Genomic DNA, 13,590 nt, shown 5'->3' with positions numbered 1-13,590 from the left:
GATCACGGCGTCGCACAACCCGCCGGCGGACAACGGCTACAAGCTCTACCTGACCGGTGGTTCGCAGATCGTGCCGCCGTCGGACGGCGAGATCGAGAAGGCGATCGAGTCGGTGCCGGCGGCGGTGTCCGTGCCGCGGAGCCCGTCGTTCACGACGGTGCCGGACGCCGAGGTCGACGCGTACCTGGAACGGATCTCGACGCTGCCCACCGGCCAGGCGCGGTCGTTGAAGATCGCCCTGACGCCGATGCACGGCGTCGGTGGCGCGTTCGCCGTGGAAGCGTTGCGGCGCGCGGGTTTCACCGACGTGCACGTGGTGCGGTCGCAGGCGGTGCCGGACCCGGACTTCCCGACCGTGGTGTTCCCGAACCCGGAGGAGCCGGGCGCGTCGGACGAGCTGCTCGCGCTCGCCGCGTCGGTGGACGCGGACCTCGCCATCGCGCTGGATCCGGACGCGGACCGGTGCGCGCTCGGCGTGAAGGACGGCGGCACGTGGCGGATGCTGCGCGGTGACGAGACGGGCGTGCTGCTCGGTTCGCTCGTGCTGTCCACCACGGAGTCCGCGGACCCGCTGGTGGCGACGACGATCGTGTCGTCGTCGCTGCTGAAGTCGATCGCCGCCGCGCACGGCGCCCGGTACGCGGAGACGCTGACGGGCTTCAAGTGGCTGGCGCGCGCGGGCGAAGGTCTCGTGTTCGCCTACGAGGAGGCGCTCGGCAACTGCGTCGACCCCGCTTTCGTCGCCGACAAGGACGGCATCTCGGCCGCGGTCGTCGCCGCGGACCTGGCCGCCGGGCTGAAGGCCTCCGGCCGCACGCTGCTGGACGCGCTGGACCAGCTCGCGGCGGACCACGGCCTGCACCTGACGGACCAGGTGTCGTTGCGCTACACCGACCTGAGCCTGATCGGCGCGACGATGGCGCGGCTGCGGGCGGACCCGCCCGCGGACTTCGCGGCCGAGGACCTGCTCCCCGGCGCCGACGTGCTGCGGTGGACGGCCGACGGGGTGCGCGTGATCGTGCGCCCGTCCGGCACCGAACCGAAGCTGAAGGCGTACCTGGAGGTGGTCGAACCGGTCACGGACGGACTGGAGTCCGCCCGTGCGTCCGGTCGGGCCCGGCTGACCGCGCTGCGGGAACGGGTGACCGAGCTGGTCGGCTAGGGCCGGCTCAACCGGCCATCGCGATCGCGAGGCACAGCGCGGCGACGACGAAACCCCCGCCGGCCACGAAGTAGGCCCTTCTGGTCGGCGGGCTCACCGCGTTGCGGCGCCCCTCGGTGACCGCCGCGACGGCGATCCGCCCGAAGATGTACGCGATCGTGCAGAGCCCCACGCCGAGTCCGAGCAACATCGTGTTGACGTCCCACGGGCTGTGGTCGAACCCCGGCCACAGCGACGCGAAGAGCGGCCCGAACCCGATCATGCCGATGCCGACGGCAAGGCCGAAGCCCCAGGTGATGCGACGCTGACGAGGACTGGTGGTCATAAGGGCGGTGGTCTTCATGGTCCCTCCTGTTTACACCCGTTAAGACGTGCTTCCGGCTCCGGGGTTCCGTTTCCGGAGCAACAGGAACGCCTGCGGTCCCCCTTCGTCCACACCCCTCCGACGTTGCAGCCGGGCCATCTCGTCGAACCCGGCGGCCGTCGCGTTCGTCACGGTCTCGTCCATGTCGTGCCAGTGGACGTGGAGGTCCACGTCGTGGCCGTAGGCGTGGGGCAGGTGCACCCTGCGGTTGCCCAGTTTGAAGGCGTGCAGGAGGTGGGCGCCAGGCCGCAGGACCCGGTGGAACTCGTGCCATGGCACGTCGCTCGCGGGCATGTGGACCGTGGAGTACCAGACGACGGCGCCGCCGAGGCTGTCGTCCGCCAGGTCCAGGGCCGTGATGTCGCCCTGCGTGAACTCCAGGTGCGGGTGGAGGCGCCTGGCCTCGCCGACCATGCCGTCGGAGAGGTCGACGCCGAACGCGTCCAGGCCCAGCTCGTGCAGGTACCGGGTGATGCGGCCGGTGCCGCAGCCGAGGTCGCCGACCGGCCCCTCGGTGAGCTCGGCGAACGCGCGCATGACGGCGGCGTCGAGCGGGCGGCCGTCGTGCGCGTCGGGCAGGAGGCGGGCGTAGCTGGCGGCGACGACGTCGTAGGAGGCGCGGGTCACGAGGGCTATGTTGCTCGGCGTGTCCAGGCTGTTGATCGTCCACCACACCCCGTCGCCCGCCGTGCAGGCGATGTTCGAGGCCGTGCTCTCCGGTGCCACCACGCCCGAGATCGAGGGCGTCGAGGTGGTCCGCCGCGCCGCGTTGTCCACAACCGCTGTGGATGTTCTCGAAGCCGACGGCTACCTGCTGGGCACGCCCGCGAACCTCGGGTACATGAGCGGTGCGCTGAAGCACTTCTTCGACACCGTGTACTACCCGTGTCTCGATTCCACGCGTGGCCGTCCGTTCGGTTTGTTCGTGCACGGCAACGACGACACGACCGGTGCAGTGCGCAGCGTGGAGACCGCCACGACCGGGTTGGGCTGGGAGAAGGCGGCCGGGCACGTGGTCGTCACGGGGGCGCCGACGAAGGCCGACCTGCAGGCGTGCTGGGAGCTCGGCGCGTCGGTTGCGGCCCAGTTGTCCACATGATTCCCGGGGTTGTCCACAGCCTCTTGTCCCCACCCTGTGGACAACCCTGGGGATGAATTCGAACGTGTGTTCTAACGCCCGACGCTGCTCATGTCGGGGTACCGGTCGCCCGCCACGGCCGACGCCGGCACCGCGGCCTCGATCGCGGCCAGGTCGTCGGTGGAGAGCTCCAGCGACGCCGCCGCGACGTTCTCCTCCAGGTACTTGATCCGCTTGGTGCCCGGGATCGGCACGACGTCGTCACCGCGGTGCTGCACCCACGCCAGCGCGAGCTGCCCGGCCGTGACGCCGCGGTCCTCGGCCAGCGCGCGCAGCTCGGCGACCATCTTCAGGTTCGCGTCGAGGTTCGCGCCGGAGAACCGCGGGTTGGTGGCGCGGAAGTCGCCCTCGCCGAAGTCGGCGGCGGAGGCGAACCGGCCGGTCAGCACGCCGCGGCCGAGCGGCGAGTAGGGCACGAGGCCGACGCCGAGCTCGCGGGCGGTGGGCACGATCTCGGTCTCGATGTCGCGCGACCACAGCGACCACTCGCTCTGCAACGCGGTGATCGGGTGCACGGCGTGCGCGCGGCGCAGCGTCTCGGCGCCCGCCTCGGACAGGCCGAGGTGCCGCACCTTGCCCTCGGCGACCAGCTCGGCCATCGCGCCGACGGTCTCCTCGATCGGGGTGTCGGCCGGGACGCGGTGCAGGTAGTACAGGTCGATCACGTCGGTGCCGAGCCTGCGCAGCGACCCCTCGACCGACGAGCGCACGTAGTCGCGGTCGCCGCGGATGGAACGGCCGCCGCCCTCCCGCACGATGCCGAACTTCGTGGCCAGCACGACCTCCGACCGCCGGTCGGCGATGGCGCGGCCGACCAGCTCCTCGTTCACGTGCGGGCCGTACATGTCGGCCGTGTCGATCAGCGTGACGCCGAGGTCGAGGGCGCGGTGGACGACCGCGATCGACTCCTGCTCGTCGCCGGCGCCGTAGAACTCCGACATCCCCATGCAGCCGAGGCCCTGCGGCCCGACCTCGAGCGATCCCAATGAACGGCTCACGCCGTCGCCTCCAAGTCCTGCTCGACCACCGCGTAGTGGTCGATCTTGTAGTCGAGCACCTCGAGGCACGTCTGCAGCTCCGCGATGCGGGCCCGGACGTCGGCGCGGTGGTCGACGAGAATCTGCTTGCGGCGGCCTGCGGAGAGGTCGCCGCGGTGTCGCAGCTGCGCGAACTCGCGCATCATGCGGATCGGCATGCCGGTCGTGCGCAGGCGCGTCACGAAGGCCAGCCAGCCGAGGTCGTCCTCCGAGTAGCTGCGACGCCCGCCCGAGTCCCGTGCGGGCGGGTCGACGAGCCCGATTCGTTCGTAGTAGCGCAAGGTGTCGATGGACAACCCGCTGCGCTGCGCGGCCTGGGCTATCGAGTAACTCACGCACCCGACGCTAAGACCTAGAGTGCACTCTAGGTCAAGCAGATTCCTTCGGCAGTCCCCACGCTTCCAGGTGACCCGCCATCTCCGCCACGTCGATCTTGTCACGGCCCAGCGAGCGGACGAGGTCGAGCGCGTCGTCCTCGTCGGCGTCGATCCAGTAGCCGTTGATGTCGCACATGGTGACCGCGGCGACCCACCCGAGGCGCCAGTTGCCCTCGACCAGCGGACGGGTGCGCACGATCGAGTCGAGCAGGGCGGAGGACTTCATCCACAGCGTGTTGTACGCCTCCACGCCGAGGACGGTGGCGCGGGGACGGTAGGCCGCGGTGTCCAGCAGGCCGATGTCCCGGACGACGAGGTCGCCGCCGGTCACGGCCGTGGCCAGCACTAACAGGTCCCCGGCGTCGAGGTAGGAGATCACAGCACCCAGTTGATCAGAGAGGTACGACAGTGTCAGGAGGATCCGAGCCTATCCAAAAGACCTCGGTACTTGGGGAGGACTCTCTGAAGTACCTCGCCGAGCTGTTCCTCCTGCTGCATCCGCCGGTAACGCTCCGCGATCGCGAGCCGCACGACCTCCTGCTTGGAGCGGCCCTCGGCCTGCGCCAGTTCAGCGAGCCGCAGGTTCTCCTCTTCGGTCAACCGCAAGGTCATCGCCATTCGGACAACGGTACCAATGTGATACCACCGAGGCCAGTGCCCGTTAGGATTGCTCGATGCCCCGGCCCCGGACCCACGACGACGCTCTGCGACGACGGCTCCTCGAACGGGCGGGCGAGTTGCTGAGCACCGCGGGACCCGCAGCGCTGAGCCTGCGCAAAATCGCGACGGACGTCAATACTTCAACTACCGCCGTCTATTCCCTCTTCGGCGGGAAACCAGCACTTCTCGAGGCCCTCTACGACGAGGCGCACACGCGGTTCGGCGCGCACCTCGCGGCGGTGCCGGTCACCGGGGACCCCGGCGAGGACCTGATCCAGATCGGGCTGGCGTACCGGCGCAGCGCGCTCGCGGACCCGCGGTTCTACTCGGTGCTCTACTCGAAGGTCGTCGAACCGACGAGGGAGATGAGCCGCGCGGCCGGCCGGACGTTCGCGCCCGTGCGCTCCGCGGTGCGGCGGGCGGTCGAGACGGGCGTCTTCCGCGACGAGGACCCGGAGCGGATCGCGCTGTCGATGTGGGGCATCGCGCACGGGCTGGTGAGCCTGGAGCTCAACGGGAACCTGCCGCCCGGCGTCGACGCGGCCGCCACCTACGAGCTGGCGCTGCGCGCGCACGGCAGAGGCTGGCTGGCCTGAACCGGAAAACGCGGAATCCGGGGAGGCGGCCGCCGCGAAACCTCCCCGGACCCGCTGAACTGTCCGGTTAGGACAGTCCGTCTTCTTCCCTGGTGCCCCCTACTTCAGGGCGCCGTCGAGAGCCTTGACGAGCTCACCGTCGGCGGTGTCGCCGTCGAGCGACCAGATCATCGCGCCGCCGAGCCTGCGGTCGTTGATGAACCTGGCCTTGCGCTTCATCTCCGCCGCGTCGTCGTACGTCCACCACGTCGTGCCGTCGTAGATCCAGGCGAACCCGGCGCGTTCGTCGCGGTGGACCTGGTACCTCGGGTCGGCCAGCTTCGTCTTGAGGACCTTGAAGTCCTCGTAGCCGGCTTCGTAGGTGGCCGGCGCGGGCGTGCCCGTGCCGAACAGGCCGTTGCGCGTGCCGGGGGCGACACCGGTCCAGCCGCGGCCGTAGAACGGAACGCCCAGAACGGCCTTGGAGCGCGGGGCACCGCGGCGCAGCCACGCGTCGACCGTCACCTCGGAGCTGAACTCGAACTGCGCCGGGTCGCCCTTGGGCACGCGCAGCGAGGACTGCTGGTTGGCCTGGGTGTCCCAGGCACCGTGGTAGTCGTAGCCCTGCAGGGTGCCGAAAGTCAGGTAGCAGAACACCTTCGCGACCTCGAAGCCCGCGTCGACCTGCTTCGGGTCGGCCGGCAGGAACGCGGTCAGGTCGCGGTTCCAGCCCATCTGCCTGCGGTACTCCGCGAGCAGCTTGGTGAAGTTCTGCTTGTCCTCGGGACGCACCACGTTGGGCGGTTCCATGTTCCCGTTGCTGCCGGGCCACTCCCAGTCGAGGTCGACGCCGTCGAAGACGCCCTTCGCGGCGCCCTCCGGCAGACCGGGGAGGTTGCCCTTGATCCACATGTCGGTGCACGACCTGACGTGCGCGGCGCGCGACTCGGGCGTCAGCGCGGCGTTGGAGAAGTAGCGCGAGCCCGTCCAGCCGCCCAGCGAGATGTTCACCTTCAGCCTGGGGTATTTGGCCTTGAGCTGCTTGAGCTGGTTCAGGTTGCCCATCAGCACCTGGCCGGCCTCGTCGGCCTTGCCGTTCACGGATTGCTCCGCGGTGAAGGGCATCTGCCAGTCGGCCCACGGGTCGGCGCTCACGCACTTGCCCGACTCGTCGAGGAAGCCGAAGGCGTAGTTCAGGTGCGTGAGCCGTGCCGCGGCCCCGCTGTCGACGAGGTTCTTCACGCGGAAGTTCCGGCCGTACACGCCCCACTGGATGAAGTACCCGACCGTGCGGGTCTTCGAGAAACCGTGGTGCCCATTGGTCTCGACATCGGCGTTCGCCGGCGCAACGGCCAGCGACGCTGACAGGGCGCCGACCGCGAGCGCGGCGACACCCCATCTCCGTCTGGACATGTGACTCCCTAGTCGAATCGCGGCAGCGGCGATGTGGTCCACAGCACGATAGGCCTGAGGTCTAGACCACTGCTACGTCCGATCGGAGGTATGTCCTAAACCGCTCCGTACAGACGGTCACCGGCGTCGCCCAGGCCGGGCACGATGAAGCCGGAGTCGTTGAGCCGCTCGTCGACCGACGCGGTGACGAGCCGCACCGGGAGCTTCGAGTCCTCGAGGTGGTTGATGCCCTCGGGCGCCGCGAGCACGCACACGGCCGTCACGTCGGTCGCGCCGCGCTGGGTCAGCAGCCGGATCGTGTAGGCCATCGAGCCACCGGTCGCGAGCATCGGGTCGAGCACGAACACCGGCCGTCCCGCGAGGTCCTCCGGCAGCGACTCCATGTACGGCGTCGGCTGCAGCGTGTCCTCGTCGCGCGCGAGCCCCACGAACCCCATCTGGGCGTCCGGGATGAGCTTGTGCGCCTGGTCGGCCATGCCCAGGCCGGCGCGCAGCACGGGCACGAGCAGCGGCGGGTTCGCCAGCCGGTGGCCGGTGGTGCGGGCCACCGGGGTGTGCGTGCGGTCCTCCGCCAGGGGCGCCTCGCGCATGGCTTCGTAGACCAGCATGACGGTCAGTTCCTGCAACGCGGCGCGGAACGCGGCGTTGTCCGTGCGCGCGTCGCGCATGGTTGTGAGTCTCGCCTTGGCGAGTGGATGATCGACCACCAGGACGTCCATGCCCGACACCGTAACCGCTGGGAGGAGCAAGGGGTGTTCGAACAGATCTACCGCGAGGCACGGCAGCGCGTCGTCGGCCTGACGATGGGGCTGAGCGCCGAAGAGCTCGCGCGGACCGTGCTCGCCTGTCCTGAGTGGACCGTGCACCAGGTGCTCGCGCACCTGTCCGGCGCGGCGTCCGATCTGGTGACCGGGCGGATGGAGGGGGCGCCGTCGGACGAGTGGACCGCCCGGCACGTCGCCGAACGGGAGGACGTCGCCGCGGACGACCTGCTGGAGCAGTGGAACGCCGTCGGCGACAAGATCGCCGAGATGCCGCGCATCCCGTTCCAGCTGGCGCTCGACGCCATCACGCACGAGGCCGACCTGCGTGCGGCGCTCGGCCGCGACCGCCTGCCCGACACCGCGTGGCAGCCCACGCTCGTGTGGATGACGCCGCGCCGGTTGCCGGAGGTCAGCGTCAAGACCGAGCTGGGCGTGCTCGGCGACGGCCCGATCACGCTGGAGGTGGACGGCTACGAGCTGTGGCGCGCGTTCTTCGGCAGGCGCTCGCGCCGGCAGATGGAGTCGTGGGCCTGGTCCGACCCGTCACCGGTCGACGAGCTGCCGTTCTTCCCGTGCCGGGACACCGATCTGGTGGAGTGAACAGCGTTAACCGCCGGTGTAGGGTCGCCCGCGTGACAGACCACGTGCGCATCGGAGTGCTCGGCGCGGCCGCGATCGCGCCGACCGCCGTGATCGGCCCGGCCCGCTCCTCCACGGTCGCCGAGGTCGTGGCCGTCGCCGCGCGGTCGGCGGAGAAGGCGAAGGCGTTCGCGGACAAGCACGGCATCCCGCGCGTGCACGGGTCGTACGAGGACCTGCTCGCGGACCCGGCGGTCGACGCCGTCTACAACCCGCTGCCCAACGGCCTGCACGGCCGGTGGACGCTCGCCGCGCTGGAGGCCGGCAAGCACGTGCTGTGCGAGAAGCCGTTCACCGCCAACGCCGCTGAGGCCGAGCAGGTGGCGAAGGCCGCCGGCGCGTCCGGTCTCGTGGTGATGGAGGCATTCCACTACCGCTACCACCCGCTGGCCGCGCGCGTGGACGAGATCGTGCGGTCCGGTCTGCTCGGGCCGCTGCGGCACGTCGAGGCGTCCGTCTGCTTCCCGCTGCCGGTGTTCTCCAACATCCGCTACGACTACGCGCTCGCGGGCGGCGCGATGATGGACGCGGGCTGTTACGCCGTCCACATGGTGCGCCTGCTCGGCGGCGAGGAGCCCGAGGTGCGCTCGGCGACGGCGTTGCTGCGCGACCCCACCGTCGACAGGGCGATGCGCGCGTCGTTGCGCTTCCCCTCCGGCCACACGGGTTCCGTGCACGCGTCGATGTGGTCCTCGGCGCTGTTCAAGCTGTCGATGAAGGCCATCGGCGAGAACGGCACGCTGCGCGTGGCCAACCCGCTCAGCCCGCACGCCTACCACCGGTTGTCGTTGCGGCTGCGGAACAGGAGCTCGTCGGAGACCTTCGGCAAGCGCCCCACCTACGCCTACCAGCTGGACGCGTTCACCGACGCGGTGCTGCACGGCAAGCCGTTCCCGACCACCGCGGACGACGCCGTGCGGACCATGGCCGTGGTGGACGCGGTCTACCGGGCCGCGGGCCTGCCTCCGCGCCGGCCGACCCCCTGACACCGGTCACGCACCCCACCACCCGTTCCAGTCTCCGCGGAACCCGATCCGGGAATCCAGAACCGGCGAAGCGGTACCGAAGTGTCTCGTGGCGGACAAGACGCGGAGGTGTCGCCATGACGATGGAACAGAGGCAATCACGCCAGTGGTGCGAGTCCCCGCTGGTCATCGCGGGTGTGTCGATCGCGCTGGGGCTGGTGATCGGCGTGCTGCCGAGGGCGTGGGGCTACCACCCGGCACTGGCGTCGGCGCTCGCCGCCGTCCTGGTGCTGGCCCTGGCGATCACGGTCAAGTACGCACCGAACAGGAAGTAGCCGCACTAGACTCGATCGGGTGAGCGACGAGCTGGTACCCGCTGACCGGAGTCACATGCGCGCCTCGGACGCGGACCGGGAACGGATCGCGCAGGTGCTGCACAAGGCGACCGCCGAGGGCCGCCTCGACATCCACGAGCTGGACGAGCGCCTGGGTGCGGTCTACGCCGCCAAGACCTACGGCGAGCTCGCGCCCATCACCGCCGACCTCGTGCTCAGCGGCATGCAGCAGCCCACGATGGTGCCGATGTCGGCGGCGCACCAGCCGGCGGTGAGCGACCGCGTCGTGCCCGGCCAGTCCGGCAGCGCCGTGTCGGTCGCATTCTGGTCCGGCGTCGACCGCAAGGGCGAGTGGGTCGTCCCGCGCATGCACAACGCCGTCGCGATCATGGGCGGCATCGAGCTCGACCTGACCCACGCCCGGTTCGCCGAGCAGGAGGTCACGATCAGCGTGTTCGCCTTCTGGGGCGGCGTCGAGATCCGGGTGCCCGACGACATCAACGTCAACGTGGACGGCTTCGGGTTCATGGGGGCCTTCGAGGAACGGGTGCCGAGCCGCCGGCACATCCCCGGCGCGCCGACCGTGCGGATCACCGGGCTCGCCATCATGGCGGGCGTCGAGGTGAAGGGGCCGAAGAAAAAGAAGTCGCAGGTGCTGCGCGAACTGCTCGAGTGAGGCGCGCGTCACCCGGTAAAACGGGGTCTGAGCTGCGGGAAGGCCTTCACTTAGGACGGGCGTCCCATTCCGCTTAGACTCCCTGGCATGGCTGCTCCCACGACACCGCCGTCGGCCTTGGCCGACGCCGTGCGCGACGAATCGTCGCTGCGGCGGTTCCTGCACGGGCTCCCCGGCGTCGACCAGGTCGGCGTCGAGCAACGAGCCGCGGGCCTCGGCACGCGGAGCATCAAGAAGGCCGCCAAACTGCAGGCCATCGACCTGGCCATCAGCATGGTGGACCTCACCACGCTCGAGGGCGCGGACACGCCCGGCAAGGTGCGCAGCCTCGCCGCGAAGGCGAAGCGCCCCGACCCCGAGCGGCCCGACGTGCCGAAGGTCGCGGCGGTCTGCGTCTACCCGGACATGGTGAAGACGGCGGCCGACGACCTGCGGGGCACGGGCATCAACGTCGCCAGCGTCGCGACCGCGTTCCCCAGCGGCCGCAGCACGATGGACATCAAGCTCGCCGACACCCGGTTCGCCGTGGAGCAGGGCGCGTCCGAGGTCGACATGGTGATCGACCGCGGGGCGTTCCTCTCCGGCCGGTACGGGCAGGTGTTCGAGGAGATCGTGAAGATCAAAGAGGCGTGCGGGGACGCGCACCTCAAGGTCATCCTCGAGACCGGCGAGCTCGTGACGTACGACAACGTGCGCCGCGCATCGTGGCTCGCGCTGCTGGCCGGCGGCGACTTCATCAAGACCTCGACCGGCAAGGTGCAGCCCGCCGCGACGCTGCCGGTCACGCACGTGATGCTGCAGGCGGTGCGGGACTGGAAGGACCAGACGGGTGAGCTGCGCGGGGTCAAGCCCGCGGGCGGCATCCGCGCGACCAAGGACGCGATCAAGTACCTGGTGGCCGTGCACGAGGTGGCCGGGCCGCAGTGGCTCGACCCGCACCTCTTCCGGTTCGGCGCGTCGACGTTGCTGAACGACCTGCTCATGCAGCGGCGGACCCAGTTGGACGGCCACTACAGCGGCCCGGACTACGTGACGGTGGACTGAGTAGACATGTGGGAATACGCCCCCGCGCCCGAGTCGCGGGACATCGCGAACCTCAAGCCCTCGTACAAGATGTTCGTCGACGGCAAGTTCGTCGAGGGCACCGGCGAGCCGCTCAAGACGATCAACCCCGGCACCGAGGAGGTGCTGGCCGAGGTCTCGACGGCGTCGGAGTCCGATGTGGACACCGCCGTGAAGGCCGCCCGCAGGGCCTACGACCGCGTGTGGTCGAAGATGCCGGGCAGCGAGCGCGCCAAGTACATCTACCGGATCGCGCGGCAGATCCAGGAACGCGGCCGCGAGCTCGCGGTGCTGGAGTCGCTCGACAACGGCAAGCCGATCAAGGAGTCGCGCGACGTCGACGTCCCGACGGCCGCCTCGCACTTCTTCTACCACGCGGGCTGGGCGGACAAGCTCGGCTACGCGGGCTACGGCCCGGACCCGAAGCCGCTGGGCGTGGCCGGTCAGGTGATCCCGTGGAACTTCCCGCTGCTGATGGCCGCGTGGAAGATCGCGCCCGCGCTCGCGTGCGGCAACACCGTCGTGCTCAAGCCCGCGGAGACCACGCCGCTCACCGCGCTGGTGCTGGCCGACATCATCCAGCAGTGCGACCTGCCGCCGGGCGTCGTCAACATCATCCCGGGCGCCGGTGACGTCGGCGCCGCGCTCGTCGGGCACGCGGACGTGAACAAGGTCGCGTTCACCGGCTCGACCGACGTCGGCAAGATCATCCAGGGGCAGCTGGCGGGCACGGGCAAGAAGCTCACGCTGGAACTGGGCGGCAAGGCCGCCAACATCGTGTTCGACGACGCCCCGCTCGACCAGGCCGTCGAGGGCATCGTCAACGGCATCTTCTTCAACCAGGGCCACGTCTGCTGCGCCGGGTCACGCCTGCTGGTGCAGGAGTCGATCGCCGAGGAGCTCGTCGAGAAGCTGCACGCCCGCGTCAGCACGCTGCGCGTCGGCGACCCGCTGGACAAGAACACCGACGTCGGCGCGATCAACTCGCGCGAGCAGCTCGCCAAGATCAAGGAGCTGACCGAGTCGGGCGAGGCCGAGGGCGCCGAGCGCTGGACGTCGTCGTGCCCGTTGCCGGACAAGGGCTTCTACTTCGCCCCCACGGTGTTCTCGGGCGTGTCGCAGGCGATGCGCATCGCCCGCGAGGAGATCTTCGGCCCGGTGCTGTCGGTGCTGACGTTCCGCACGCCGGAGGAGGCCGTGGCCAAGGCGAACAACACGCCGTACGGCCTGTCCGCCGGCATCTGGACCGAGAAGGGCTCGCGCATCCTCTGGATGGCGCAGCGGATGCGCGCCGGCGTGGTGTGGTCCAACACGTTCAACCGCTTCGACCCGACCGCGCCGTTCGGCGGCTACCAGGAGTCGGGCTTCGGCCGTGAGGGCGGCCGCACCGGTCTGGAGGCCTACCTCGATGTCTGATCGCGTCACGGTCGCGAAGACCTACAAGCTCTACATCGGCGGCAAGTTCCCGCGCTCGGAGTCGGGCCGCAGCTACCCGGTGACCGACTCGAAGGGCACGTTCCTGGCCAACGCCGCCCAGGGCTCCCGCAAGGACGCCCGCGACGCGGTCTCCGCGGCCCGCAAGGCCTTCGGCGGCTGGGCGGGAGCCACGGCGTACAACCGGGGCCAGGTCCTGTACCGGGTGGCCGAGGTCCTGGAGGGCCGCCGCGACCAGTTCACCACCGAGGTGGCGGCCTCGGAGGGCGTGTCGGCGAAGAAGGCCGAGTCCCTGGTGGACACCGCGATCGACCGCTGGGTCTGGTACGCGGGCTGGACGGACAAGATCGCGGCGGTCCTGGGTTCGTCGAACCCCGTGGCAGGCCCGTACTTCTCCTTCTCCACCCCGGAACCGACGGGCGTGGTGGCGGTGCTCGCACCCCAGCAGTCGTCACTGCTGGGCCTGGTGTCCGTGATCGCACCGGTGATCGCAAGCGGCAACACGGCCGTGGTCATCACCTCACAGGACCGCCCGCTGCCCGCGATCACCCTGTCCGAGGTCCTGGCCACGAGCGACGTGCCCGGCGGCGTGGTCAACATCATCACCGGCCGCACCGCCGAGATCGCCCCGTGGCTCGCATCGCACGCGGACGTGAACGCACTGGACCTGACCGGCGCACCGGAGTCGATCCGCACGGACCTGGAGCGGAGTGCGGCGGGCACGGTGAAGCGAGTGCTGCGGAACAAGACGGGCGAGGACTTCGCGGCCACGCCAGACCTGTCGCGAATCCGCGCCTACCTGGAGACGAAGACGGTCTGGCACCCGATGGGCGTGTAAACGAAGCCGAAGGCGAGCCAAGCGATGGCGAAGCCGAGCAGTCCGGCTTCGGCTTGAAACAGAAGGTTCCGGTGGGGTGGTCCCGTCACGAGCCGTGCCCAGCACTCGCTGCACCAGGTCAGGGGTGTCAAACCGCCACGCTTTTCGGCGG

Annotated in this window: 18 protein-coding genes; 10 read left to right on the top strand and 8 right to left on the bottom strand. The window is 70.1% G+C overall.

Annotated elements, in window-relative coordinates; all coding sequences use genetic code 11:
* The coding region (locus tag ACFWGZ_RS32055) for a phospho-sugar mutase (RefSeq protein ID WP_382455325.1) at positions 1-1,162 on the top strand (1,162 nt) is incomplete at its 5' end.
* 7 nt (positions 1,163-1,169) lie between these two features.
* Here ACFWGZ_RS32055 and ACFWGZ_RS32050 read toward each other — a convergent pair.
* Together ACFWGZ_RS32050 and ACFWGZ_RS32045 are read right to left on the bottom strand one after the other, a co-directional pair.
* A complete protein-coding gene (locus tag ACFWGZ_RS32050; RefSeq protein WP_382455324.1) occupies positions 1,170-1,505 on the bottom strand; it encodes a hypothetical protein in 336 nt (111 codons plus the stop codon).
* Positions 1,506-1,526: 21 nt separating this feature from the next.
* Positions 1,527-2,153, bottom strand: a complete 627-nt coding sequence (locus ACFWGZ_RS32045) for a class I SAM-dependent methyltransferase (protein ID WP_382455323.1) — start codon at positions 2,151-2,153, stop codon at positions 1,527-1,529.
* Positions 2,154-2,172: 19 nt separating this feature from the next.
* Between ACFWGZ_RS32045 and ACFWGZ_RS32040 the strand changes: the two genes are divergently transcribed.
* Complete coding sequence (locus tag ACFWGZ_RS32040) at positions 2,173-2,625, top strand: flavodoxin family protein (protein ID WP_382455322.1); 453 nt, start codon at positions 2,173-2,175, stop codon at positions 2,623-2,625.
* 71 nt (positions 2,626-2,696) lie between these two features.
* Here ACFWGZ_RS32040 and ACFWGZ_RS32035 read toward each other — a convergent pair whose 3' ends face one another.
* Genes ACFWGZ_RS32035 through ACFWGZ_RS32020 form a run of 4 tightly spaced genes read right to left on the bottom strand, consistent with a single transcriptional unit; the run spans position 2,697 to position 4,696 of the window.
* Positions 2,697-3,611 carry an aldo/keto reductase gene (locus tag ACFWGZ_RS32035; protein WP_382455326.1) on the bottom strand — a complete coding sequence of 305 codons (915 nt, stop codon included), beginning with the start codon at positions 3,609-3,611 and terminating at the stop codon, positions 2,697-2,699.
* A 47-nt stretch (positions 3,612-3,658) separates the two neighbouring features.
* Positions 3,659-4,036 (bottom strand): MerR family transcriptional regulator, encoded by a 378-nt coding sequence (locus tag ACFWGZ_RS32030; protein ID WP_382455321.1) that lies wholly within the window; start codon positions 4,034-4,036, stop codon positions 3,659-3,661.
* A gap of 34 nt (positions 4,037-4,070) precedes the next feature.
* A complete protein-coding gene (locus ACFWGZ_RS32025) occupies positions 4,071-4,457 on the bottom strand; it encodes a type II toxin-antitoxin system death-on-curing family toxin (RefSeq protein WP_382455320.1) in 387 nt (128 codons plus the stop codon).
* A 32-nt stretch (positions 4,458-4,489) separates the two neighbouring features.
* Positions 4,490-4,696, bottom strand: a complete 207-nt coding sequence (locus tag ACFWGZ_RS32020; protein ID WP_330850007.1) for a type II toxin-antitoxin system VapB family antitoxin — start codon at positions 4,694-4,696, stop codon at positions 4,490-4,492.
* A gap of 56 nt (positions 4,697-4,752) precedes the next feature.
* Between ACFWGZ_RS32020 and ACFWGZ_RS32015 the strand changes: the two genes are divergently transcribed.
* A complete protein-coding gene (locus ACFWGZ_RS32015; RefSeq protein ID WP_382455319.1) occupies positions 4,753-5,334 on the top strand; it encodes a TetR/AcrR family transcriptional regulator in 582 nt (193 codons plus the stop codon).
* Between the two features lie 99 nt (positions 5,335-5,433).
* On the opposite strand, the gene ACFWGZ_RS32010 is transcribed toward ACFWGZ_RS32015, so the two are convergent.
* Positions 5,434-6,726 (bottom strand): glycoside hydrolase family 18 protein, encoded by a 1,293-nt coding sequence (locus ACFWGZ_RS32010; protein ID WP_382455318.1) that lies wholly within the window; start codon positions 6,724-6,726, stop codon positions 5,434-5,436.
* A gap of 95 nt (positions 6,727-6,821) precedes the next feature.
* Positions 6,822-7,445 (bottom strand): uracil phosphoribosyltransferase, encoded by a 624-nt coding sequence (gene upp, locus ACFWGZ_RS32005; RefSeq protein WP_382455317.1) that lies wholly within the window; start codon positions 7,443-7,445, stop codon positions 6,822-6,824.
* A gap of 33 nt (positions 7,446-7,478) precedes the next feature.
* On the opposite strand from upp, the gene ACFWGZ_RS32000 reads away from it, so the two are divergent.
* From ACFWGZ_RS32000 to ACFWGZ_RS31970, 7 genes are all read left to right on the top strand, one after another.
* Positions 7,479-8,090 carry a maleylpyruvate isomerase N-terminal domain-containing protein gene (locus ACFWGZ_RS32000; protein WP_382455316.1) on the top strand — a complete coding sequence of 204 codons (612 nt, stop codon included), beginning with the start codon at positions 7,479-7,481 and terminating at the stop codon, positions 8,088-8,090.
* Positions 8,091-8,122: 32 nt separating this feature from the next.
* The gene (locus ACFWGZ_RS31995) at positions 8,123-9,115 is read left to right on the top strand and encodes a Gfo/Idh/MocA family protein (protein WP_382455315.1); all 993 of its coding nucleotides are present in this window, start codon (positions 8,123-8,125) and stop codon (positions 9,113-9,115) included.
* A 116-nt stretch (positions 9,116-9,231) separates the two neighbouring features.
* A complete protein-coding gene (locus tag ACFWGZ_RS31990; RefSeq protein ID WP_382455314.1) occupies positions 9,232-9,429 on the top strand; it encodes a hypothetical protein in 198 nt (65 codons plus the stop codon).
* Positions 9,430-9,448: 19 nt separating this feature from the next.
* Entirely contained in the window at positions 9,449-10,105 is a 657-nt protein-coding gene (locus ACFWGZ_RS31985) for a DUF1707 domain-containing protein (RefSeq protein WP_382455313.1), read from the top strand.
* Between the two features lie 87 nt (positions 10,106-10,192).
* Positions 10,193-11,149, top strand: coding sequence for a deoxyribose-phosphate aldolase (deoC, locus tag ACFWGZ_RS31980; RefSeq protein ID WP_382455312.1), 957 nt, complete (start codon positions 10,193-10,195; stop codon positions 11,147-11,149).
* Between the two features lie 6 nt (positions 11,150-11,155).
* Positions 11,156-12,583, top strand: a complete 1,428-nt coding sequence (locus ACFWGZ_RS31975; RefSeq protein WP_382455311.1) for an aldehyde dehydrogenase family protein — start codon at positions 11,156-11,158, stop codon at positions 12,581-12,583.
* Positions 12,576-13,439, top strand: coding sequence for an aldehyde dehydrogenase family protein (locus ACFWGZ_RS31970; RefSeq protein ID WP_382455310.1), 864 nt, complete (start codon positions 12,576-12,578; stop codon positions 13,437-13,439). Before ACFWGZ_RS31975 ends, ACFWGZ_RS31970 begins: the two co-directional genes overlap by 8 nt.
* Positions 13,440-13,590: the final 151 nt, after the last annotated feature.

The sequence above is a fragment of the Lentzea sp. NPDC060358 genome (genome assembly GCF_042725365.1).
In the GTDB taxonomy this organism is placed as follows: Bacteria; Actinomycetota; Actinomycetes; order Mycobacteriales; family Pseudonocardiaceae; genus Lentzea.
Note: the sequence above shows the minus strand (reverse complement) of the source record. Positions and strands in the feature narration are given on the sequence as shown.

What these genes read in the sequence shown, in the direction of transcription:
- ACFWGZ_RS32050 (WP_382455324.1), bottom strand. Translation starts at nt 1,505, where the DNA reads ATGAAGACCACCGCCCTTATGACCACCAGTCCTCGTCAGCGTCGCATC.
- ACFWGZ_RS32035 (WP_382455326.1), bottom strand. Translation starts at nt 3,611, where the DNA reads ATGGGGATGTCGGAGTTCTACGGCGCCGGCGACGAGCAGGAGTCGATC.
- ACFWGZ_RS32020 (WP_330850007.1), bottom strand. Translation starts at nt 4,696, where the DNA reads ATGGCGATGACCTTGCGGTTGACCGAAGAGGAGAACCTGCGGCTCGCT.
- ACFWGZ_RS32015 (WP_382455319.1), top strand. Translation starts at nt 4,753, where the DNA reads ATGCCCCGGCCCCGGACCCACGACGACGCTCTGCGACGACGGCTCCTC.
- ACFWGZ_RS32010 (WP_382455318.1), bottom strand. Translation starts at nt 6,726, where the DNA reads ATGTCCAGACGGAGATGGGGTGTCGCCGCGCTCGCGGTCGGCGCCCTG.
- upp (WP_382455317.1), bottom strand. Translation starts at nt 7,445, where the DNA reads ATGGACGTCCTGGTGGTCGATCATCCACTCGCCAAGGCGAGACTCACA.
- ACFWGZ_RS31990 (WP_382455314.1), top strand. Translation starts at nt 9,232, where the DNA reads ATGACGATGGAACAGAGGCAATCACGCCAGTGGTGCGAGTCCCCGCTG.
- deoC (WP_382455312.1), top strand. Translation starts at nt 10,193, where the DNA reads ATGGCTGCTCCCACGACACCGCCGTCGGCCTTGGCCGACGCCGTGCGC.
- ACFWGZ_RS31975 (WP_382455311.1), top strand. Translation starts at nt 11,156, where the DNA reads ATGTGGGAATACGCCCCCGCGCCCGAGTCGCGGGACATCGCGAACCTC.
- ACFWGZ_RS31970 (WP_382455310.1), top strand. Translation starts at nt 12,576, where the DNA reads ATGTCTGATCGCGTCACGGTCGCGAAGACCTACAAGCTCTACATCGGC.